The 22,054-nt window shown below is 69.6% G+C and carries 19 protein-coding genes and 1 riboswitch; of the genes, 10 read left to right on the forward strand and 9 right to left on the reverse strand.

What is annotated here, in order from left to right; all coding sequences use genetic code 11:
* Positions 1 to 7: 7 nt before the first annotated feature.
* Complete coding sequence (locus BLU77_RS21440; RefSeq protein WP_342741483.1) at positions 8 to 1,210, reverse strand: ROK family transcriptional regulator; 1,203 nt, start codon at positions 1,208 to 1,210, stop codon at positions 8 to 10.
* A gap of 95 nt (positions 1,211 to 1,305) precedes the next feature.
* Here BLU77_RS21440 and BLU77_RS21445 point away from each other — a divergent pair, with 95 nt between their 5' ends.
* On the forward strand, positions 1,306 to 2,484 hold the full coding sequence (locus BLU77_RS21445; RefSeq protein ID WP_089775554.1) for a Gfo/Idh/MocA family protein: 1,179 nt from the start codon (positions 1,306 to 1,308) through the stop codon (positions 2,482 to 2,484).
* Positions 2,485 to 2,515: 31 nt separating this feature from the next.
* Entirely contained in the window at positions 2,516 to 3,523 is a 1,008-nt protein-coding gene (locus BLU77_RS21450; RefSeq protein WP_089775556.1) for a sugar phosphate isomerase/epimerase family protein, read from the forward strand.
* A 120-nt stretch (positions 3,524 to 3,643) separates the two neighbouring features.
* On the opposite strand, the gene BLU77_RS21455 is transcribed toward BLU77_RS21450, so the two are convergent.
* Positions 3,644 to 4,192 carry a cob(I)yrinic acid a,c-diamide adenosyltransferase gene (locus BLU77_RS21455; protein WP_089775558.1) on the reverse strand — a complete coding sequence of 183 codons (549 nt, stop codon included), beginning with the start codon at positions 4,190 to 4,192 and terminating at the stop codon, positions 3,644 to 3,646.
* A gap of 123 nt (positions 4,193 to 4,315) precedes the next feature.
* A riboswitch (adenosylcobalamin-variant (AdoCbl-variant) riboswitch) is annotated at positions 4,316 to 4,389 on the forward strand.
* An 87-nt stretch (positions 4,390 to 4,476) separates the two neighbouring features.
* Here BLU77_RS21455 and BLU77_RS21460 point away from each other — a divergent pair.
* From BLU77_RS21460 to BLU77_RS21475, 4 genes are read left to right on the forward strand one after another with little or no spacing between them, the layout of a single operon-like run.
* Entirely contained in the window at positions 4,477 to 5,130 is a 654-nt protein-coding gene (locus BLU77_RS21460) for a hypothetical protein (protein ID WP_089775559.1), read from the forward strand.
* Positions 5,131 to 5,137: 7 nt separating this feature from the next.
* Entirely contained in the window at positions 5,138 to 6,157 is a 1,020-nt protein-coding gene (locus tag BLU77_RS21465; protein WP_089775561.1) for an energy-coupling factor transporter transmembrane component T, read from the forward strand.
* Positions 6,154 to 7,710: an ABC transporter ATP-binding protein gene (locus BLU77_RS21470; protein WP_089775563.1), complete on the forward strand. Its 1,557-nt coding sequence runs from the start codon at positions 6,154 to 6,156 to the stop codon at positions 7,708 to 7,710. The genes BLU77_RS21465 and BLU77_RS21470 overlap by 4 nt, the downstream gene beginning before the upstream one ends.
* On the forward strand, positions 7,707 to 8,528 hold the full coding sequence (locus BLU77_RS21475; protein WP_245708992.1) for an ECF transporter S component: 822 nt from the start codon (positions 7,707 to 7,709) through the stop codon (positions 8,526 to 8,528). Before BLU77_RS21470 ends, BLU77_RS21475 begins: the two co-directional genes overlap by 4 nt.
* Positions 8,529 to 8,580: 52 nt before the next feature.
* Here BLU77_RS21475 and BLU77_RS21480 read toward each other — a convergent pair whose 3' ends face one another.
* A complete protein-coding gene (locus BLU77_RS21480; protein WP_342741484.1) occupies positions 8,581 to 9,546 on the reverse strand; it encodes a cytochrome c oxidase assembly protein in 966 nt (321 codons plus the stop codon).
* A gap of 235 nt (positions 9,547 to 9,781) precedes the next feature.
* Here BLU77_RS21480 and BLU77_RS21485 point away from each other — a divergent pair, with 235 nt between their 5' ends.
* Genes BLU77_RS21485 through BLU77_RS22855 form a run of 3 tightly spaced genes read left to right on the forward strand, consistent with a single transcriptional unit; the run spans position 9,782 to position 12,023 of the window.
* On the forward strand, positions 9,782 to 10,525 hold the full coding sequence (locus BLU77_RS21485) for a 5-oxoprolinase subunit PxpA (protein ID WP_089776120.1): 744 nt from the start codon (positions 9,782 to 9,784) through the stop codon (positions 10,523 to 10,525).
* Complete coding sequence (locus BLU77_RS22850; RefSeq protein ID WP_089775565.1) at positions 10,522 to 11,172, forward strand: 5-oxoprolinase subunit B family protein; 651 nt, start codon at positions 10,522 to 10,524, stop codon at positions 11,170 to 11,172. The genes BLU77_RS21485 and BLU77_RS22850 overlap by 4 nt, the downstream gene beginning before the upstream one ends.
* Positions 11,172 to 12,023, forward strand: coding sequence for a 5-oxoprolinase subunit C family protein (locus tag BLU77_RS22855; RefSeq protein ID WP_089775567.1), 852 nt, complete (start codon positions 11,172 to 11,174; stop codon positions 12,021 to 12,023). The genes BLU77_RS22850 and BLU77_RS22855 overlap by 1 nt, the downstream gene beginning before the upstream one ends.
* Positions 12,024 to 12,111: 88 nt before the next feature.
* Here BLU77_RS22855 and BLU77_RS21500 read toward each other — a convergent pair whose 3' ends face one another.
* The 6 genes from BLU77_RS21500 to BLU77_RS21525 all read right to left on the reverse strand — a co-directional run bounded on the left by BLU77_RS21500 (position 12,112) and on the right by BLU77_RS21525 (position 21,014).
* Positions 12,112 to 13,083 (reverse strand): hypothetical protein, encoded by a 972-nt coding sequence (locus tag BLU77_RS21500; RefSeq protein ID WP_089775569.1) that lies wholly within the window; start codon positions 13,081 to 13,083, stop codon positions 12,112 to 12,114.
* A 94-nt stretch (positions 13,084 to 13,177) separates the two neighbouring features.
* Positions 13,178 to 14,035, reverse strand: a complete 858-nt coding sequence (locus BLU77_RS21505; protein WP_089775572.1) for a carbohydrate ABC transporter permease — start codon at positions 14,033 to 14,035, stop codon at positions 13,178 to 13,180.
* On the reverse strand, positions 14,032 to 14,907 hold the full coding sequence (locus BLU77_RS21510; protein ID WP_245708993.1) for a carbohydrate ABC transporter permease: 876 nt from the start codon (positions 14,905 to 14,907) through the stop codon (positions 14,032 to 14,034). Before BLU77_RS21510 ends, BLU77_RS21505 begins: the two co-directional genes overlap by 4 nt.
* Before the next feature lie 68 nt (positions 14,908 to 14,975).
* Positions 14,976 to 16,298: an ABC transporter substrate-binding protein gene (locus BLU77_RS21515; RefSeq protein ID WP_089775574.1), complete on the reverse strand. Its 1,323-nt coding sequence runs from the start codon at positions 16,296 to 16,298 to the stop codon at positions 14,976 to 14,978.
* 55 nt (positions 16,299 to 16,353) lie between these two features.
* Complete coding sequence (locus BLU77_RS21520; RefSeq protein WP_089775576.1) at positions 16,354 to 17,628, reverse strand: cellulase-like family protein; 1,275 nt, start codon at positions 17,626 to 17,628, stop codon at positions 16,354 to 16,356.
* Entirely contained in the window at positions 17,625 to 21,014 is a 3,390-nt protein-coding gene (locus tag BLU77_RS21525) for a DUF5107 domain-containing protein (RefSeq protein ID WP_089775578.1), read from the reverse strand. The genes BLU77_RS21520 and BLU77_RS21525 overlap by 4 nt, the downstream gene beginning before the upstream one ends.
* Positions 21,015 to 21,120: 106 nt before the next feature.
* On the opposite strand from BLU77_RS21525, the gene BLU77_RS21530 reads away from it, so the two are divergent.
* Positions 21,121 to 22,002, forward strand: a complete 882-nt coding sequence (locus BLU77_RS21530) for a helix-turn-helix domain-containing protein (protein ID WP_089775580.1) — start codon at positions 21,121 to 21,123, stop codon at positions 22,000 to 22,002.
* Positions 22,003 to 22,054: the final 52 nt, after the last annotated feature.

Here is a 22,054-nt window from a genome sequence, read left to right on the forward strand (position 1 = left end):
GGACCACTCAGGCTTCGGTGAGGCGATCCACCGCTGCCGGCGCGAGCACATGGTCGGCCACGGCGCGGCTCGCCCCGACGAGGGCGGAGCGTCCGCGGGTCCGGCTCGGCACCACCCGCAGCTGGGCGGTCGCCAGGGGCAGGGACCGGGACCTGACCATCTCCTCGATGCCCGCGAACATCGGGCTCGCCTCCGTGGCCAGCGGTCCGCCGACCACGATCACCGAGGGATTCAGGAGATTGACGCAGCTGGCCAGCACGGCGCCGAGGCTCTGCCCGGCCAGGTGCACCCGTCGCTCGGCCTCCCGATCGCCGTCGGCCACCAGCGCCAGCACCTCATCGGCGGATCGCACGGCACGTCCGGCGCTCTGCAGCGCCCGCACCACGGCGCCGGCACTCGCCAGTGCCTCGAGGCAGCCACTGTTCCCACAGGTGCATCGGACCGGTGCACCGCCGGGAACTGCCACATGACCGAGATCGCCGGCCGCACCATCGGCGCCGCGCAGCAGCGATCCGCCGGCGATGATTCCTGCGCCCACCCCGGTGGCCACCTTCACGAACATCAGGTGCTGGGTGTCCGGGTAGATCTGGGTGTGCTCTCCCAGAGCCATCAGATCCACGTCGTTGTCCACGAGCACGGGCACGTCGAAGGCCGCACCGAGGATTCCTGGCACATCGGCCCCGTCCCACCCGGGCATGATCGGCGGGGTGCGCGGCCGCCCGGTGGAGTGCTCGACCGGGCCGGGAAGCCCGACGCCGACGCCCGCCAGCGGCGTGCACGGCACGCTGCTGAGCAGCTCAGTCCCGGAGCGCCGCACCAGGTCGAGCACCTGGTCCGGTCCGGCGCTGATGTCGATCTGTTCCCGGCGCTCGGTGAGCACGACGCCCGCAAGGTCGGTGACCGCCACGGCCAGGTGGGCGGCGCCGAGGTCCACGGCGAGGATCGTCCGTGCGCCCGGGTCGAACCGGACCGTGGTCGGTGGTCGGCCCCCGGTGGACGAGCCGGCCTCGGCGCCGAGCAGCCCGGTGCGCAGCAAGGCGTCGACGCGCAAGGTCACGGCCGAACGGCCTAGTCCAGTCTCTGCCACCAGGTCTGCCCGGGTGCGGCCGGCGCCGTCGCGGAGCAGTTGCAGCAACGCGCCGGCACCTGCCGCACGCGGCGTGGTGGCGGCGTGCTGCGTCACGATCTCCTCCAGGTGGGTCAGAAGCACTCACCGTATCCCGAGATCCGGACTTTTGCTCGACTGGCAGCAAAAGTCCCGGTACCGTCGTACGCACACCCCCATCGTCGAAGGAGACCACGCAGATGAGCAGTCAGAGTCCACCGCTCAACGTCGCCATGATCGGGTATGCGTTCATGGGGGCCGCCCACTCCCAGGGGTGGCGGGTCGCGCCCCGGTTCTTCGACCTTCCGCTGTCTCCGGTCCAGCACCTGATCTGCGGGCGCAACCCCGAGAACCTCGCCGGCGCAGCGGCGAACCTCGGCTGGGCCCACACCGAGACGGACTGGCGCACGGCCATCGCACGGGACGACGTCGACCTGGTCGACATCTGTACCCCGGGGAACACGCACGCCGAGATCGCGATCGCCGCGCTGGAGGCGGGCAAGCACGTGCTCTGCGAGAAGCCCCTGGCGAACTCCGTCGCGGAGGCCGAGCAGATGGCCGCAGCCGCCGAGAAGGCCGCCGCGAACGGTGCGAAGGCGATGGTCGGCTTCACCTACCGCCGCGTCCCCGCCATCCAGCTCGCGAGGCAGCTCGTGGCCGAGGGAGAGCTGGGCGAGATCCGCCAGGTCCGGGCCCAGTACTTGCAGGACTGGCTGGCCGACCCCGAGGCTCCGCTCTCGTGGCGCCTCCAGAAGGACGTCGCCGGATCCGGTGCGTTGGGCGACATCGGTGCCCACATCGCCGACGCCGTGCAGTTCATCACCGGTGAGCACATCACCGGGGTGGCCGGGCTGACCGAGACCTTCATCAAGGAACGGCCGGTCGAGACCGAGCGGGTGGGGATCGCCGGTGTCGGAGGTGAGGAGCGCGGTCCGGTCACGGTCGATGACGCCGCGATCTGGTTGGCGCGCCTCTCCGGTGGGGCGATCAGCACGTTTGAGGCGACCCGGTTCGCGTGGGGTCGCAAGAATGCGCTGCGGATCGAGATCAACGGCACTCAGGGGTCGGTCGCTTTCGACCTGGAGCGGCTGAACGAGCTGCAGTACTTCGACGCCCGCGAGCCGGCCCGCACGAACGGGTTCCGCACCATCCTCGTCACCGAGGGCGAGCACCCCTACATCGCCGCCTGGTGGCCCCCGGGGCACGGGCTCGGCTACGAGCACGGGTTCACCCACCAGGTCGTCGACCTGGTGACCGCGCTGGCCGAGGGGAACCAGCCCGAGCCGTCCTTCGCCGACGGGCTGCGTGTGCAGCGCGTGCTGGACGCCGTCGAGCGGTCCTCGGCCGAGAACAGCACCTGGACCGCAGTTCCCGCCTGACCATCCCGCCTGAGTCCGAAGGAGCACATCCATGGCACGACCGATCACCCTGTTCACCGGCCAGTGGGCCGACATGCCGTTCGAGGAACTGTGCCGGCGGGCCGGCGAATGGGGCTATGACGGCCTCGAGATCGCCTGCTGGGGCGACCACCTCGACCCCAACCGCGCCGCCACCGACGACGACTACGTGGCCGAGAAGCTCGCCATCCTCGAGAAGAACAACCTCAAGGTCTGGACGATCGCCAACCACCTCAAGGGGCAGGCGGTCTGCGACGACCCGATCGATGAGCGCCACCGGGACATCCTCCCGGACTCGGTGTGGGGCGACGGGGACCCCGAAGGTGTGCGCCAGCGCGCCGCCGAGGAGATGAAGAACACCGCCCGCGCCGCGAAGCGCCTTGGGGTCAAGACCGTCACCGGGTTCACCGGTTCGTCGATCTGGAAGTACGTCGCGATGTTCCCGCCGGTGCGGGACGAGCTCGTCGAAGCCGGATACACCGACTTCGCCGACCGGTGGAACCCGATCCTGGACGTCTTCGACGAGCAGGGCGTGCGGTTCGCGCTGGAGGTCCACCCCAGCGAGATCGCCTACGACTACTGGACCACCGTGAAGACGCTCGAGGCGATCGGGCACCGCGAGTCCTTCGGGATCAACTGGGACCCCAGCCACATGGTCTGGCAGCAGCTCGACCCGGTCGGCTTCCTGCTCGACTTCCCCGAGAAGATCTTCCACGTGCACTGCAAGGACACCAAGGTGCGCATCAACAACGGCCGCAACGGCCGCTTGTCCTCGCACCTGCCGTGGGCGGACCCCCGCCGCGGCTGGGACTTCATCTCCACCGGCCACGGCGACGTGCCATGGGAGGACGCGTTCCGGGCGCTCAACCACATCGGCTACGACGGCCCGCTCTCGGTGGAGTGGGAGGACGCCGGTATGGACCGGCTCGTCGGGGCCCCCGAGGCACTGGAGTTCGTGCGCAACCTGAGCAAGTACGAGCCGTCGGAGGCCGCCTTCGACGCGGCATTCTCCACGCGCTGAGGTCGGGCGCCACCTGCACCGACGCCACCCGCACCGGGGGTGAACTTGACGTCGATTATCTGGCCATAACCGACGTCAACTTCACCCCCGGTGGGCTGGTGGTCGGTGGGCGGGGGTCGGTCAGCGGGTGGTGGGCTCCTCCGTCTCTCCGGCAGCGTGCCGGGCGAGCACGAACAGCAGGTCCGAGAGCCGGTTCAGGTAACGCCCGACGGCGTCGCTCACCTGACCGCCCGCCTCCCGTGCGGCCAGCGCGTGCCTCTCCGCGCGCCTGGCCACAGCGCGGGCGTGGTCCAGCGCCGCACCCTGGGCGGTGGCGCCAGGAACTACGAACACTGGCTTCAGCGGCCGGGCCGCGACCAGATCGTCGATGAGTTCCTCCAGACCGGTGACCATCTCCTCGGTCACCAGCGACACTCCGGGGTCGAGCTTGTGCCGTCGATCCGGGTTCGCCGCGATGTCGGCGCCGAGCACGAACAGTTCGCGCTGCAGCCGGAGGATGACCTCCGCAAGCTCGGGCTCGCCGGCCTGCTCAGCGCGCGCCACTCCCAGCAGTGCGACCACCTCGTCCACGTCCCCGCCGGTGTCCATCACGGGGTCGGTCTTGGCGATCCGGCCCCCGTAGAGCCGTCCGGTGCTCCCGTCATCGCCGGTGCGCGTGTAGATCCTCATCGCCCCAGCATGGCGCAGCAATGCCGTCGCCGGCGCACTGTGGTGTGATTCCGACGCCTCCCGTACGTCGCAACCGCACCATTCGCTCCGTCAGGGCAGGACCGGCCATACTGGGACATTCAGTCCTGGACCCAGGGGAAGCCGGTGAGACTCCGGCACTGTCCCGCAACCGTGAGAGTCGGATTACCTGCCCAGGACGCAGACGCTCGACCCGTCGTGGACTGCGGGTGGTGCCCCCGGCCGCAGGCCGCGGTGCCCTCAAGGTCCCTTGCGAAAGGCACCCCATGCACCTGACCCTCCGTTCCCTCCCGGCCGCTGTCGCTGCCGCGGCCCTCACGACGGCGTCCCTCGCCGGTGCGTTCGGCGCCCCCTCCGCCGGGGCCGAGTCGGTGACCTCCGCGCCGGTCGGCGCTGCCTGCGCGGATGACACTGGCGTGACCGTCGTGGTCGATGCCACCGAGCTCGGCGGCGACATCGAGATCGGCTGCGCCGAGGGTGACCCGGCCACCGGTCGTGAAGCGCTCGAGTCTGCGGGCTTCGACACGTCCAACAGCGAGGCTGGCTACCTCTGCGCGATCGGAGGACAACCGGATCCCTGTGTCGCACCGGAGGACTTCGACGGTGTCTTCTGGTCCTACTGGAACGCCGAGCCCGAGGGCGAGTGGACCAGCTACGAGGTCGGCGCCGACGAGGCCGACCCCGCGCCCGGCGCCATCGAGGGATGGCGCTACTCCGACGGTGCCGAAGGTCCGGGTATCGCACCCGTCGACGTGCTCGCCGTGGCCGAGCCGGAGGAGACCACCGACGAGTCCGCCGAGGATGCTGACGAGCCCGCCGAGGAATCCTCCACCCCGGTGCTGCCGATCCTCGCCGTCGTGCTCGGGCTCGCGCTGGTCGCTGCCATCGTGCTCGTCGTGCGCCGTCGCGCTCGCAGCTGAGTAAGCCATGACGACGGCGACCCTCACTCACCCCCTGGCCTGGTGGGCCTGGGCGGCTGGGGTGACGGTCGCCGTCGTGCGCCTGCCCGCCGGGGCGGCGACAGGGCTGATCCTGCTGGCCGTGCTGCTCGTGGGCGTGACGTGCCGGGCGGACTCGCCATGGGCGAAGGCGTTCCCGGCCGCGATCGCACTCGGCGCGGTCATCGTGGCGGTGCGCACCGGCTTCTACCTCCTGGTCGGGCTCCCGGACTCCAGCCCGGTGCTGTGGTCGTGGCCGCAGATCGACCTGCCCGGATGGTTCACCAACCTCTCACTCCTCGGCCCAGTGCACGCCGACGGCCTCACCAGTGCAGCACTGACCGGGTTGTCCCTGGCCACGCTGGTGATCACGTTCGGCGCGGTCAACGCCATCGCGAACCCGCGCCTGGCGCTGCGGTGCCTGCCGGGATCGCTGCACCACCTCGGCACCGCCGCGGTGATCGCCGTGTCCGTCACCCCGCAACTGATCACCGCGATCGCGCGGGTCCGCCGGGCACAGGCGCTGCGCGGCGAGGTCAGGAGCGGGCTGCGGGCGTTCGCTGCCCGGCTGGTTCCCGTGCTCGCCGGAGCGCTCGACCAGGCGCTCGATCTGGCTGCCTCCATGGATTCGCGCGGGTACGCCCGCGTGCACCCGGATCACCGGGGTGGCCGCCGCGGCGTCACCGTGCTGGTGGGTGCCGCGCTGGTTGCCGCCATCGCCGGAACCTACGCCCTGCTCGATGCCAGTGCTCCTCGCGGCCTGGGTCTCGCCCTGCTGATCGGGGGTGCCGCAGTGGGAGCGGGAGCGTCAGTGCTGGCCTCCCGCGCGGTGGTGCGTACCCGCTACCGGCCGCTGCCGTGGGGCGTGCGGGCGTGGGTCGTGGCCGGAGTTGGTGCCCTCGCGCTCGTGGTCGCCCTCGCTGGACGTGCAGCCGGCACTGACCCGCTGCTGCTCGGCATCGTCGCGGCCGCGGCGCTCGCCGCCCCTGCCCTGACGGAGGCCGCATGATCGAGATCGAGAATCTCACTGTCCGCTACGGCGGCGAGCCCGTGCTGACCGAGGTGAGTGCCGTCGTCGCCGAGGGTGAGCTGTGCCTGGTGGTCGGCCCCACCGGATCGGGGAAGTCCACGCTCCTGGGCGCCGTCAGCGGCCGGGTGCCGCACCTGACCGGCGGGCAGGTCAGTGGCAGCGTGCGGGTGGCCGGGCGCGACACCCGCACCCACCAGCCCCGGGACCTGGCGGACGTCGTCGGGGTGGTCGGGCAGGACCCGCAGGCGACCTTCGTCACCGAGACCGTCGCCGACGAGCTCGCCTTCACCATGGAGCAGCTCGGGGTGGCACCGGCGCTGATGCGGCGCCGCGTGGAGGAGGTGGCGGACCTGCTCGGACTGGCCGACCTGCGCGACCGAGCGCTGCACACCCTCTCCGGTGGGGAGCAGCAGCGGGTCGCGATCGGGGCCGTGCTGACCGCTCAGCCGCGGGTGCTGGTGCTCGACGAACCCACCTCCGCCCTCGACCCGGGAGCGGCCGAAGATGTGCTCGCCGCCCTGGCCCGGTTGGTCCATGACGCCGGCGTCACGGTGCTGCTGGCCGAGCACCGGCTCGAGCGCGTCGTCGGTTTCGCGGACATGGTGATCTCCCTCGACGGCGGCCGAGCCCACGCCGGCGACCCCGCCGAGGTGTTCGCCATCGCCCCCGTGGCACCGCCGGTGGTGCAGCTCGGCCGCGTGGCCGGCTGGCAGCCCGTGCCGCTCACCGTGCGAGAGGCACGACGGCGCAGCGCACCCCTGCGCGAGCGCCTCGGTTCGCCCGTGCTCCCCACGCGTGACCCCGGGGAGGCGGTGGTGACCGCCGAACGGGTGCGGGTGACCTACGACGGCATGATCGCAGTGGACGGCATCGATCTCGACGTTCGCTCTGGGCACGTGACTGCCGTGATGGGGCGCAACGGTGCCGGGAAGTCCTCACTGTTGTGGGCGCTCGCCGGGGCGCAGCGGCTCGAGAGCGGCCGCGTGCACGGGGATGAGCAGGCCGCATTGGTGCCGCAGTCACCTGAGGACCTGCTCTACCTGCTCACCGTGGCGGCGGAGTGCCGCACTGCCGATGCCGACGCGGGTGCCGAGCCCGGGACCACCCGGAACCTGCTGGACGCGCTCGTGCCTGGCGTCGACGAGGAGGCCAACCCGCGCGATCTCTCCGAGGGGCAGCGGCTGGCGCTCGCGGTGGCGATCCAACTGGCCCGCAGCCCGCAGGTGCTGCTGCTCGACGAACCTACGCGCGGGCTCGACTATGCCGCCAAGGAGCACCTCGTTGTGGTGCTGGAGGGGCTCGCGGATGCCGGCCACGCGGTGGTGGTGGCCAGCCACGATGTGGAGTTCGTGGCGCAGGTGGCCGATCGGGTGGTGCAGCTGGCAGATGGTGGTGTGGTTGCCGACGGACCTGTGCGGGAGGTGCTGGCCGACTCCGCGCTGCTCGCCCCGCAGGTAGCGAAGGTGCTCAGCCCACAGCCGTGGTTGACAGTGGGCGAAGTGAGCACTGTGCTGGCCGAGGAGGAGCCGTGAGCGAACCGCGAGCGGCGGCTCTGCCTCTCTCACCGAGGCTGGCACTCGCACTGGTCGCGGTGAGCATGCTCGGTGTCCTCGCCTTCGCGTGGCCGCTCTTCCTCGACGCAGGTGCGGCCCTCGACGACGAGGCAGCCGCGCCGATCGTGCTCGGTGTGGTGCTGGCGGCCTCGCTGCTGGTGGTGGCGATCGCCGTCAGTGACGGTGGGATGGACACCCGTGCGGTGGCGATGCTCGGCCTGCTGTCGGCAGTGGGGGCACTGATCCGCCCGATCGCCGCGGGAACCGGGGGAGTGGAGACCGTGTTCGTGCTGCTCGTGCTCGGTGGCCGGGTGTTCGGGCCGGGGTTCGGTTTCCTGCTCGGCGGTACCACGCTGTTCGCTTCTGCCCTGCTCACCGGTGGGGTGGGGCCGTGGCTGCCGTACCAGATGCTGGGTGCGGCGTGGGTGGGGCTGGGGGCCGGGCTGCTGCCGGACTGCATCGGACGGATCCGGGTGCGCGGCATCGCGGAGCTTGCAATGCTGGCGCTCTACGGAGCGGTCGCCTCGGTGCTGTTCGGAGTGGCGATGAATCTCTCGTTCTGGCCGTTTCTGCTCGGTGGGGCCACCGAGATCTCCTTCGTGCCGGGTGGTCCGCTGATCGAGAACCTCACCCGATTCCTCACCTACAGCGTGGTGACCTCGTTGCCGTGGGATCTGACCCGGGCGATCACCACGGTGCTGGGGATCGCCGTGGCGGGGCATGCCGTGCTGCTGACGCTGCGGCGTGCGGCACGGCGGGCGGTTTTCGGGAGGAGAGTTGATGTGGCCGGAAGTTGAAAGCCGCGAACGCGCACGGTGGCGTCGACCACCGGTCGGGACGGTCAGGAACTCAATGCTTCGCGTCGAGGCTACGGAGGTACCTGTTGTAGTCGTCGAGTTCGTGGCTGCTGCTTTCGTCCTGGTCGAGCTTTGCCATCTGGCGGTTCTCGTCCTTGAACCATCGCGAGGCAAGGATGAGCAGCATCACCAGACCTGGGAGCTCGCCGTAGGACCATGCCAGCGCGCCGGCCAGCTGTTGGTCGTCCAGGACGTCCACGCCCCAGGAAGCCGGCGGGTCGGTGAAGGCCTCGACCATTGGATACTTGCTCATCATCAGGATGACCCCGAAGAACGCATGAGTCGGCATCTCGATCAGTAGGTGCGCCGCGCGGCCCAGGTTGCTGTGGCTGTGGGGGAGCGGGTCCTCCGACAGGATGGGCACGGTGAACAGGATGCCCGCGACCAGGAACAGCAGTTCTAGGCCAATGTGACCTTGCGTGGTCCTCAGCAGCATGGTGGCGAGGTCGCTGAAGTACAGGCCGTAGAAGCACAGGAGGAACAGGGGAATCATCAAGGCTGGGTGGAGTATGACCGCGCCGACGCCGCTTCGGAGGGCTCCGCGTGCGCCAACCAATACGACCCGTCCCAGTCGGTGATGAGGCGTGGCTCGCAGCAAGAGGGTCCCAGGTCGACCCAGGACGAGCAAAGGCGGAACAGCCATCATGAGTGTCAGTTGCTGGAACATGAACACGGAGAACATCCGGGTGCCGTACCCCTCCACGTTGCCGCTCATCACTATGACGAGGACGGCGCAGCCCGACAGAAACGAGAGGGTAGCCCATGGAGACCAGCGCCGATCGGCACGCCACAGTCGGAGTGCCCCTGCCAGGTACAGCCCCCCAGCCAAGGCTCCGATCACCGGAAGGACCGGCAGCGGGTGCAGCGTGAGATCCAAGTAGCTCTGCCACGACGGTGGCACCGCAGGTATCCACATGGAACGGTCGGCCCCGAACGGGGGAAGTGAAAGCATGGTCATCCGAACTCGACGAAGAGGATCATTTGCCAGCGGGCTCGTGCCGACGAGACAACGCCGAGAGTTCGGCGAGCCGGATATTGTCTCGTCGCTCCACCACGCACAGGTACATCAACCTACCTGTGAGGCACTGATGTCGCTGGCGTTCGGACCGGTCCGATGCTCATCAGGTCAATGGTGAGCGACCCTGTATGGTTCCGCCGTGTTCCTGCTGAGGGCCTCGTGGGATCATTCGGCCATGGATGCGGCAACGCTTGACATCAACGCCGACCTCGGTGAAGGGGTGGGTGACGACGCTGCCATGCTCGCCGTCGTCACCAGCGCGAACATCGCCTGCGGTGGGCATGCCGGGGACGCCGACACGATGACGGCCACCTGCGCGGCGGCACTGTCCCAGGGGGTCCGGATCGGGGCACACCCGGCCTATCCGGACCGGGAGAACTTCGGGCGCGTGCCCGTGACGATCGGGGAGGCAGCCTTGGTCGAGGAGTTGCGCATCCAGGTGCGCAACCTCATCGAGGCGGCGGCCGCCGTCGGGGCACGGGTGAGTTATCTGAAGTCGCATGGGGCGCTGTACCACGCGGCTACCCGCGATCCCGGGCATGCCCGTGCAGTGGTGACTGTTGCTGCCGAGGCGGGGCTCGCCGTCGTCGGCCCGCCCGGCGCGCTCGTGCTCGACCTGGCCCGGGCGGCGGGCCTGGCCGCGGTGCCGGAGGGTTTCGCCGATCGGGGGTACACAGCGACCGGAGCGCTCCTTCCGCGAGGGGAGCCCGGCGCCGTGCTCCACGATGCCGAGGAGATCGCGGAGCGAGTGGCTCACCTGGTGCGCACCGGCGCGGTGATCGCCGACGACGGTACCCCCGTCCCGCTGGACGTGCGCACCCTGTGCGTGCACGGGGACACCCCCGACGCCGTCACGATCGCCACGCGTGTGCGTGCCGCTCTCGACGCAGCTGGTCTGAGCCCGGAGCCGTTTACATGAGTGCCGTCCCCATAATCCGGGCGCTGCCGTGCGGGGAGCGGGCCGTCCTGCTCGAGGTGGAGGACCTGACGGCGGTGCACGCCCTCACCCGGTCGCTGCACGAGGCCAGGGCACGTGGCGAGCTGAGCGGCGTGATCGACGTGGTGCCGGCCACCCGCACGGTGCTGGTGACGGTGAGCGACCCCGCCGCGCTTGCGCGCGTGGCCGCACTCGCACAGAACACAGTGTCGGCCGGCAGCACAGAGGCGCCGGCGGTCCAGGACGATGAAGCAGTCGTGATCGAGGTCCGCTACGACGGCCCGGACCTGGAGGACGTCGCCCGCCTGACCGGGCTCAGCGCGGCCGAGGTGATCGCCCGGCACACGGCCGCGACCTATACGGCCGACTTCCTCGGGTTCGCACCTGGCTTCGCCTACCTTTCTGGGCTCGACCCGTCCCTGCACGTGTCCCGGCTGGAGAGTCCGCGTCCGTCGGTGCCCGCTGGTGCGGTCGCCATCGCCGGTGACAAGTCCGCGGTGTACCCGCGTTCCTCGCCAGGCGGTTGGCGGCTGCTGGGCCACACCGACGCCGTGCTCTTCGACCATGAGGCGGACCCGCCGGCACTGCTGCGTGCGGGGACCCGGGTCCGGTTCCGGGAGGTGGACTGATGCTGCGGGTGCTCGACGCCGGGCTGGTCCTCATCGAGGACCTCGGTCGCGCCGGCCACGCGGCCTCCGGGGTGCCGGTCTCCGGGGCGGCCGACCGGGGTGCGCTCGTCGCCGCGAACCGGCGCCTCGGCAATCCCGACGATGCGGCTGCTCTGGAGGTGATGCTGGGCCGGTTGCACCTGCGCGCCGAGCAAGAGGCACTCGTCACCCTTGCCGGCGCACCGGCGCCACTGAGGGCTGACGGGATGGTGCACCCACCCGGGGCCGTGGTGGTGCTGCCGGCAGGCGCCGAGCTCGTGCTGCGGCCACCGCCGTGGGGACTGCGCAGTTACCTGGCGGTCCGCGGCGGTCTCGACGTGCCGCTCGTGCTGGGGTCGGCTAGTCACGACGTCCTCTCCGGGCTCGGGCCTCCGCCGGTGCGGGCCGGGGACGTGCTCGGTGTTGCTCCCGCGCACCGGCCCGTGCCGACCGCAGATGTCGAGCTTGGCTCGGAGCACACCCCGTTCCTGTTGGACGTGTGCCCGGGGCCTCGACGGGACTGGTTCACCACGGCGGCAGTGGCGACGTTCCTGTCCGAGCCGTACACGGTGACCGACACCGGTGACAGGGTGGGGGTGCGACTCAATGGCCCGGACCTGGAGCGCGAGCGCAGCGGCGAACTGCTCTCCGAGGGTGTGGTGCGGGGAAGCGTGCAGGTCCCACCGGACGGGAAGCCGCTGATCTTCGGGCCCGACCACCCCGTCACCGGTGGCTATCCGGTGATCGGAGTGCTCACTGAAGCAGCGGCGGATGCAGTCGGACAGCTGCGGCCTGGCCAGCAGATCCGGTTCCGGCACCGGGGGTGGGAGTGATATTCACCGGGCCCTGCGGGCGCATTCGCCTCGCACAGGGGCGAGCCGGCGAGCCGGGCATTATACATCCGAATTATCTCGGATGTGCTCACAACGGTAGCGGACACCCTGGATGCGCGATAACAATTGAGTAACGCGTCGATCGGCGCGTTCGGTATCGGTCCAGCGGGCCTCGATCGCAGGAGGGCACATGAACGAGAACACGTACGGAGCGAATGAGGCGAACGAACCGAACCAGGGTGGTTTCGGGAGCGAGCGCGGTCAGCAGGGTGGCTTTGGTGGTGACCAGCAGCAGGGTGGCCAGCAGGGTGGCTTTGGTGGTGACCAGCAGCAGGGTGGCCAGCAGGGTGGTTACGGGAGTGACTCTGGTCAGGAGCGGTCCGGTGGTTACGGGAGTGATTCCGGTGGCCAGCAGCAGGGTGGCCAGCAGGGTGGTTACGGGAGTGACTCCGGTCAGGAGCGGTCCGGTGGTTACGGGAGTGACTCCGGTCAGGAGCGGTCCGGTGGTTACGGGAGTGATTCCGGTGGCCAGCAGCAGGGTGGCTTCGGTGGTGGCGAGCAGTCCGGTGGCCAGCAGGGTGGTTACGGGAGTGACTCCGGTCAGGAGCGGTCCGGTGGTTACGGGAGTGATTCCGGTGGCCAGCAGCAGGGTGGCTTCGGTGGTGGCGAGCAGTCCGGTGGCCAGCAGGGTGGTTACGGGAGTGACTCCGGTCAGGAGCGGTCCGGTGGTTATGGGAGTGATTCCGGTGGCCAGCAGCAGGGTGGCTTCGGTGGTGGCGAGCAGTCCGGTGGCCAGCAGGGTGGCTATGGGAGTGACTCCGGTCAGGAGCGGTCCGGTGGTTATGGGAGTGATTCCGGTGGCCAGCAGCAGGGTGGCTTCGGTGGTGGCGAGCAGTCCGGTGGCCAGCAGGGTGGCTATGGGAGTGACTCCGGTCAGGAGCGGTCCGGTGGTTACGGGAGTGATTCCGGTGACCAGCAGCAGGGCGGCTTTGGTGGCGACCAGCAGCAGGGTGGCCAGCAGGGCGGCTACGGGCGTGACTCGGACTCCAACTTCTGACACCCCTGAGCTGAACCGCTGAGACGCGCCCGGGCCGGATGGCCCGGGCGCGTCTCCTTTCGGCAGCAGTGTCGCTGCTGTCGCCGCATCGGTTCGCCTACTTGTTCGCTCCTACCAGCAGACCCGACACGAACTGCTTCTGGAAGATGAAGAACACCACCGCGGTCGGGATCGCTGCGATCACGGCGCCGGCAGCCACCACGTTCCACTGGCTGACGAATCCGCCCTGCAGGTTCAGCAGCGCCGCGGTGATCGGGAAGTTGTCCTCAGTGCGCAACACGGTCATCGCCCAGATCAGGTCGTTGAAGACCCAGGTGGTCGCCAGCGCAGTCAGGGCAGCGAGGGACGGGCGGGCCAGTGGCAGCACGATGAGCGCGTAGATCCGCACCGGGCCTGCACCGTCGATCCGCGCCGCCTCAAACACCTCGTTCGGCAGGGCCCGCATGAACCCGTGCAGCACGAAGGTGTAGAAGCCCAGACCGAAGCCCACCTGCACGATGATCAGCGCGAACAGGGTGTCGTAGATCCCCAGTGCCTCGGTGATCTTCGCGACCGGGATGAGCAGGATCTGCGGTGGCAGCAGGTTGCCGGCCAGCATCAGCAGCAGGATGGCGGTGCGGCCCGGGATCCGGAACCGGCTCAACGCGTACGCGGCCAGTGAGGCCAGGAACAGCGAGAGCACCACCGCCACGACCGTGACGATCGCCGAGTTGCGCAGCGCTACGCCGATGCCGCCGGTGGTCAGCGCCGTCCCGAAACCCTCCCAGCTCAGGGTGGTGGGCAGGGCGCTCAGACCGCGGGCGACGATGTCGGAGAACGGGCGTAGCGAGACGATCAGCACGAACACCATCGGCGCGATCCAGAGCAGCGTGAAGGGGATCATCAGCACGTGGAACCAGGGGGAGCGCTGGCCGATCGCACGGCGCTTGTTCCCCGATGCGGTCACAAGAGTCATGACTCCTCCTGCCGGATGGAACGGACGAGGTAGCTGATGATGAACACGATCGCCAGGGCAAAGATGACGACCGCGATCGCCGACCCGTAGCCGAGGTTCACCAACGTGAAGCCCTGCTCGAACATGTACGTGCTGAGCAGGTGGGTGGAGTTGTACGGACCGCCGCGGGTCATCGCCCACACGATGTCGAACGTGCGCAGCGAGTCGATCACCGTGACCGCGAAGACCACGGCGTTCACGCTGCGCAGCTGCGGCATCACGATCCGGGTGAACCGTTGCCACCGGTTCGCCCCGTCCATCGCTGCGGCCTCTTCCAGTGCCGGGTCCACGCCCTTCAGACCCGCCAGGTAGAGCACCATGATGTAGCCGACCTGCCGCCACACGGCCGCCACCAGCACCGCGTAGAGAGCCACGTCCGGATCCGCCAGCCACTGCCGCTCCAACCCGCCGAGCCCGAGGGAGTCGAGCGAGAAGTTCACCAGCCCGTCGGGGGAGTAGAGCACCCGCCAGAACAGGCCCGTCACAGCCAGCGAGAACACCATCGGCAGGTAGATCGCCGCCCGATACAGCCCGATACCCCGCCCCGGGCGGTTCAGCAGGACCGCCAGAGCTAGCCCGATCACCACCGAGAGACCGCCGAAGCCGATCACCCAGATGACGTTGTTGCGCAGCGCCGTCTGGAAGGTGGGGTCGGACATCAGGTCCTGATAGTTGCCCAGCCCCACCGGCTCGGCCGCACCGACACCGTTCCACCGGGTGAAGGACAGCGAGAACGAGTTCATCGCCGGCCAGAACACCCAGAACGCCTCGACGGCCAGCGGCACGAGCAGGAACACCCAGACGATCAGCGGCACGCGCCGCAGTGCCGTCACCCACCGCGGGCGGGTCGAGCGCGCGCCACCACCTCTGGGCACGGTCGACGTGGCTGTGGCTGGTGCCGTCACTGGTCCCAGACCCGCTCAGCGGCAGCCTGCCAGCCCTCCAGGATGCCCGGGATGTCGGAGGGATCGGCGAGGAACCTGGTCAGGGCATCGTCCGCCGTCGCCTGCAGTGCATCGGAGGAGTCCCGGTTGAAGAACTGGGTGATCTCCTCGGTGCTGTTCAGCAGCTCGATGCCCTTCTGCACCAGCGGAGAGAAGCTGGAGGTGTCCACATCCGGATGCGTGGGCAGGTTCGAGGAGCCGGAGATCTCGATGAACGTCTGCTGCGACTCCGCCGAGGCGAGGTAGGCAAGCAACTCCTTCGTGCCCTGCGGGTTGTCCGTGCCGGAGGCAGCGAAGTAACCGTCCGTGGGCGCCTCCTCAGCGCTGGGTACATCGGGGTTGATTGGTGGCACCGAGAAGAAGTCCAGATCGTCGCGCTGGTCCTCCGGGAAGAACTGGGTGACGAACGCTCCGATCAGGTACATGGCCGATTCGTCCTGCACCATCGGCGTCACCGCCTCCTGGTAGGAGTAGGACGCCATGTTGGGATCGAAGTACGGGATGAGCGTCGCGTACTCCTCCAGGACCGCCTCCACCTCGGGATCGGTGAACGCGTGCTCCCCGGAGAGCAGCTCCCGGTGGTACTGGGCGCCGTTGATGCGCAGGTTCAGGTAATCGAACCAGCCCGAGGCCATCCAGGGAGTGGAACCGATGCCGTTGGCGAGCGGGTTCACGCCCCTGCCCTTGAGGTCCTCGCACAGGGCGAGGAAATCCTCCCAGGTCTCCGGTGCGCTCACGCCCCACTCCTCGAAGGCGGACTTCTTGTAGAAGACCGACCACCAGTAGTAGTTCGTCGGGACGAAGATCTGGCTGCCGTCCTCAGCGGAGGACAGCTCGCGCAAGGCGTCGGAGAAGTTCGCGCATGCCCCGTCGCCCTCCCACATGTCCGAGACGTCCAGCAACAACCCTTCGGCCGCATAGTCCCGGGCCACCGATCCGGCGTACCAGGTGAGGACGTCCGGCGGGTTGGCGGAGGTGAGGTAGGTGGACAGCTGGGCGCGGAATTGCTCGATGGCGACCGTGTTGATCTCAGCATCGGCGGGGTAATCGCCGATCAGGGTCTCCAGCGCTTCGCGCGGTGCGGGATCAGACTGCGAGTTCTGCAGCGTGACCGGGCCGGTCGGCTCGCTGGACCCGGAGGTCTCATCGGAGCCGGTGGTCTCTTCTGGGGTTCCTTCGGAACCGAGGCAGCCGGCCAGCAGACCGCTGGTGCCGAGGGCGCTCGCGCCCAGCAGGAATCCTCGCCGGGAGACGAGGCTGGTGCGGGTGGTGGTGTTCATCGTCGAACCTCCTGGAGTGTGCGCCGTGCCGGCGCGTGCGGGTGGTGGGGGTGGATCAGGCTCGGGTGAAGATGGCGTTCGCCTCCCGTTGCAGGTCGGCGTCGGCCCACATCGAGTGCTGAGGTGCGGCGTTGGAGCACACGATCGACCCCCAGGCGCCGACGCGGGCGGACTCGGCCATGGCCTGACGGCAGATCTGCGCGCCGACCGGTCCTTCCTCGAATCGGCCGTCCTTGGGCGTGTAGCCGACCCAGCCCTCGCCGAGCACGAGCGGGATCTGGCGGGCGGCTGCCTGATCGGCGGCGGTCTCCAGCCAGAGCGTGAGGCGGGAGTTCATCGCGAGCCGGTGCTCGCCGTAGTGGTCGTACAGCCAGCGGTCGAAGGCCTCGGGGTCGCACCAGTCATGGGTATAGATCTCGGGCTTGCTCACGATCATCGCGTGCATCCGCCAGGCCTCGCCTGCCGTCCATTCGGTCAGGTCCGGGGCACCCGGGCGCAGCAACTCCCGGCGGGCGGCTTCCTGCGCGTACTCCTCGATGGGTCCGCGAAGGCCATACGTCTCGATCAGGGCGTCGAGCACCCCGTACACGTACGGGTGCACCACCAGTACGTCGGCATTGTGCGGTACTCCACGCATCTCTCCGACCGGGACTCCCGCGTAGTTCACCGTGACCGGCACCTCCGGCTGCAGGTCGTGGAACATCCGGAGTCCTCGTTCCAGCCGGTCGTGCAAGGCCAGTACCGCCTCGTCCCCGGCCATCCCGAGCCCTTCGGTCAGGTGCCCGATCTGGACCTCGTTGTGCAGTTCCACGAAGGCGATCCGGTCGGCCAGATCGTGCTCGGTGAGGACGTCCACCAGGGCGGACTGTGCCCGTGCCAGCTCCACGGCCCGCTCCTCCGGGTCCACCGCGTGCAGGGCCTCGTACCAGTCCGGCAAGGCTGCGAACGCCGGGCTCTGCTGGTACTCCCAGGAGGAGACGATCACGAAGCAGTTGTGACGCTTCGCTGCCCGGAACAGTTCCAGCAGGTGCTCGCGTGCGTCGATGGTGGTCTCGGCGGCTACGTCGTACCAGCGCACCCGCTGGGCGTACTCGCCACCCATCGAGCCGAGCCGCAGCGCGGTGGTGTCCAGCCCGGAGCCGAACAGTAGATATGGCATCGCGCAGATGCGGATGGTGTTGTACCCGCGCTCGACCGCCTCAGCGAAGGCACGGTCAAGATCCTCGAACGGTTCACCCGGTCCGGTGCGCACGAACCAGGAGAAGTCCCACAAGGTCAGGGTCAGCCGTTCCGGAAGATGGGCCGGGATCGGTACGGGGGAGTAGGTCATCGTCGCTCCTCGATCGTGGTCAGCAGGTCGTGGACGTCGGGATGGTCGGGCACGGTCGTCAGGATCGTGTGCAGCCGAGCCACGGCGGCCGGCAGATCGCCGTCGAGCACGCTCAACTGCGCGCGCAGGAACTGCACACGCATATCGCGTTGCACGCTCAGGTCCGGTGGGAACAGCATCATCTCCGGCAGGGAGGTCGCGAAGTAGTCGATCACCGGTGTGGAGGCGGCGAGATCGTCGGTGAACTCCCGCAGATCCTCGGTCAGGGCGGCGGCCTCGCTGAGCAGCCCGAGCCGGCGCAGGGCGAGCACGCTGTGGAAGGTCGCCTCGCTGTGCCGGCTGGCGCTCATCGTGCGGAAGTCGCCCACCTGAGTGGCAGCGATCGACCAGGCGCGCTCAGCATCCTCGGCGCGACCGTCCGCGTTGGCGACGTCTCCGGCGAGGAGCTGCAACGCGGACGTGGTGGCCAACGGGTGCCGGTCCTCTCCGAGCGAGGACGGTGGCGCTATGGCCTTCCGCACCCAGGCGTCCGCCTCCTCGAGCCGCTGCTCGGCCAGCTCCCTGCGCGCCAGTGCCGCACAGGTGCGCTCCCACACGCGCAGCACCTCGCCCTCCCCGCCCTCCCAGGGCTGGAACTGCCGGGAGCTGAGGATCCGGTACGCGTCCGAGGGATCCCCGGAGCAGACCAGCAGGTGCGCGACCTCGGCAGCCAGATCGTCCCGCTCGGCTACTGCGCGCTCTGCCGCCTGCAGGTGCGCGAGCCGTTCCGCGATCGGTGTTCCCCGCCGCCGGTCCAGCTGGTCACTCTCGCGCAGGATCCGCGGGTGCCCCGGAGCGAGGGCGAGCGCACGATCGTAGGCGGTGCGTGCGCCGTCGAGGTCGCCCGCCACCGTGACCAGGGCGAGCCCGACGTTCCGGTGCACGACGGCGTCCCCCGCCCCTCGCGCGCCGCTTGTCCAGGCGGTCAGTGCCTCGTCCTTGCGTCCGGCTGCGTACAGCCAGTGCCCGAGCAGCACCTGTGCCACCGGGTCGTGACGTTGCGCCGCACGGGTGAGCATCAGGGCATCGGAGAGCCGGCCGGGGAAGCACCAGGTGCGATCGGCGCGGGCAGCGGCGGCCCGTGCCTCCCGCGCTCCCTGGTCGTCCCCGGTCCGGGCGAGAAGCTCGGCGCGATGCAGGTGGGCCAGGGCCGTGACCGAGGGCTGTCCGAGCGCACGCCCGGCGTCGCGTACTACGGCGAGGTCGAGCATCCGCAGGGCATCGGCGAGACAACCGACGGCGGTGTACTCACCGGCCACATCCAGACAGGTCTGAGCGTCCGCGTGGACCGGCTCGCCGGCCAGGTCGCGCGACCACCAGTGCAGCGGGTCGAGCTCGGCCAGCTCAGCCAGTGCGGCTTCGGCCTCCGCAGCGCGCCCGGTGCGGCGCAGCAGCAGTGCCCGCAGCGTGCGCGCCTGCAGGTGCTCCGGCTCGGCGCGCAGCACATCGGTCAATCGGTGCAGTGCGGTGGCGTCGCGCCCGGCGGCGGCATCCAACCGTGCCATCTCGTAGCCGGCGGGTGCCCGCCACGGACGGTTCCAGGAGGCACGGGCCAACAGCTCGTAGGCCTCCTCGGTACGGTCGCCGAGCGTGAGCACCAGCCCCAGGTGATACAGCGCCGTGGCGTCGCCCGGGGTGGGGTGATAGGCGGTGAGCCTGCCGACGGCGGTGCGCAGGTGTGCCTCTGCCTCACCCAGGCGGCCCTGCCGCAGGCGTGCGATCCCGACGGCGGTGCTCACCCCCGCGTGACCGGGCTCCCGGCGAAGCGCCTCGGCCCAGTACGGCTCAGGGGAACGGGTGGCGTGCCGGTACTGCTGCAGGTGCCCGGCGATCTCGCCCAGCTCCTCCACGGAACCCACCTCCGCCGGCGGGGGAGGCTCGGTCGCCGCCTGCACCTCTGCGGCGTTGTCGCCTTGGTCGGTCGGGCGAGTCTGCGCCGTCGGCTGGCTCACCAGTACCTGCTCGCCATGGCGCACCCGCACGGTCAGCGGTGCTGCGCCGTCGGTGGTGATCTCCCAGCGCACCGGGGTGGCGGGGTCGAGATCAGCGATGTGCTCGGCCACCACGTCGCCGGAGGCGTCCAGCACCTCGAGGTGACACCCCGGCCGGCTGGCGGTGGTGAACGCGGCGATGGAGAGGGCGTCCCCGGCAACCTGCACCCGCAGAGCTGCCTCCTCGCTGGCTTCGGTCACCGGCCCGATCTCCCGCAGCGGGTACCAGACCTGGGAGAACACCTTCGTCTCGCCGGGGGCGAGGAAGGCGAAGTCGGGCTGATTGTCGGTGAACACCCCCGCCATGAGTTCGACGTAGGCGGGGGCAGATTCACGACTGTCGGCGAGATTCCGGTTCCAGGCACGGCCGAACGGTGACTCCCCCCAGGTCCACTGCTTCTTCCCGACGGCGATGCGCCGGTCGGCCACGTGCACGAAGCCAAGGCCGGTGGCATGGTCATAGCCGCCGAAGAAGTCGTGATCGGAACGGGTGACCATGTAGGAGGTGGGCACCGGGATGTTGTCCGGCCAGTCGATCCGGTCTCCGGTCACCAGCGTGCCGTCCGCGGCGGTGAACGTGTCGGACTGCCGGCTGGGGTAGTCGATGTCGTAGTAGGGGCGGTCGGCGGCGGGGAAGGCCGTGATCGCGCGCTTGGCGTGGTCGGCCACGACATCGACGTCGGCTGGGAAGAAGGACTGGAAGTTCCGATGCGTGCGGGCGGCGACGTTCGCCCACCACAGGAACGTCTGGGTCAGTGGGGTGCGGTTGTACAGGCGAACCCGCAGCTCGATGGTGGCACGGTCCGGGTGGAGACGGACCCCGTGCATCCCCTTCATCCGGTCGAAGGGGTCGTGGTCGGAGCACCAGATCGTCACCGAACCGTCGTCGTCGTGGGTGATGTGGGTGTCGGTGGGCAGGTACGTGCCAGGTCGGTGGTGCTGCGGCCAGTTGAGCTCGATGCCCCCGGCGATCCAGGGGCCGGCGAGGCCGACGAGGGCCGGTTTGATCACGGGGTTGTTGTAGAAGATCTCGGCGCCGGAGTGCCGGTCGATCGCCAGGTGGATCCGGCCGCCCAGCTCCGGCAGGATCACCAACCGGATCCATGCGTTCTCCAGGTGGATCGCGTCCCACTCGTAGATGACCGGCTCCGGCGCGATGCGATCGTGGAACGGTAGCGGGTACACCCGACCGGAGGACCCCTGGTACACCCGAGCATCCAGGTAGGCCGGGAGGTCCGAGGGCGGTGCCGGGTGGTAGGTCCGCAGCGGGAGCGGTTCGCTCCAGGCGGCGACGGGGGCGGCGGCTTGGTCTCTGGGGCGGGCCGGGAGGGTGAGCGTCGGCTCATCGGTGAGCATGCTCTCGACGCTAGGTCGCGAGCGCGAAGATCGGAATGTCGGATCGTCCGGAGTTCCTGGACGATTCGATGATCTATGGGGTGCGATTGTACGTCAGACTAGGTCCATGGTGGCCTACACGAGGGACGGATTCCCTGGACAGCGGATGCGCGTGCTGCCGCGCCCGCTGGTCGCGCGGGCGACTGGCCGAGGACTCACCTCCCGGTTGCTGGTGAGCGATGCGGGGTACTTCCCGCACGCTGCCAACCACGGTCGAATCCGCCCCCACGGCGCCCGCGAGGCGGTGGTACTGGTCTGCACCGATGGGCGCGGTTCCTGCGACGTGGACGGTGGGACGGTCACCGTCACCGTGGGGCAGGCGCTGGTCCTCCCGCCGGGTGTGGCTCACCTGTACCGCGCCGACGTCGACGACCCCTGGACGTTGTGGTGGTTTCACGCGACCGGCTCTGACCTGGCGGAGCTGCTGGAGCCGTTCGGGCATTCCCGGCGCCTCGTCGACCTGCACGATTCTGCGCGACTGGTGCACCTGATGGAGCAGGTGGTGCAGGCGCTCGAACGAGACGAGACGACACCGTCGCTGATGACCGCGGCCGGGGCAGCCTGGCACGTGCTCGCTCAGCTCGGATCCGATCGGCTCGCCGGGCCACGGGACGAAGCCGGCCCGGTCCAACGGGCCAGGGAGTACCTGCTCGACCACCTGGAGGAGCAGGTGCGCGTGCCCGCTGTCGCTGCCCATGTGGGACTGAGTACCTCGCACCTGGCGGCAGTGTTCCGTCAGGCCACCGGTGGAGGAGTGCTCGACTATCTCAAGCGCACCCGGATGGCACGGGCACGGGTGATGCTGGTCACGACCAGCCGGAGCGTGGCCGAGGTGGCGCGGGCCGTCGGCTACACCGACGAGTTCTACTTCTCGCGCCAGTTCCGTGCGGTGAGCGGTGTCAGCCCGTCGCAGTTTCGGAAGGCGTCCCGGGCCGAGCACGTGCCGTGACCGAGGGCCGGCGGTCGCTGCGGCGGGACACCACGCGAATAGGATGCTGCCC

It is taken from the genome of Ruania alba, from assembly GCF_900105765.1.
GTDB classification, from domain to species: Bacteria; Actinomycetota; Actinomycetes; order Actinomycetales; family Beutenbergiaceae; genus Ruania; species Ruania alba.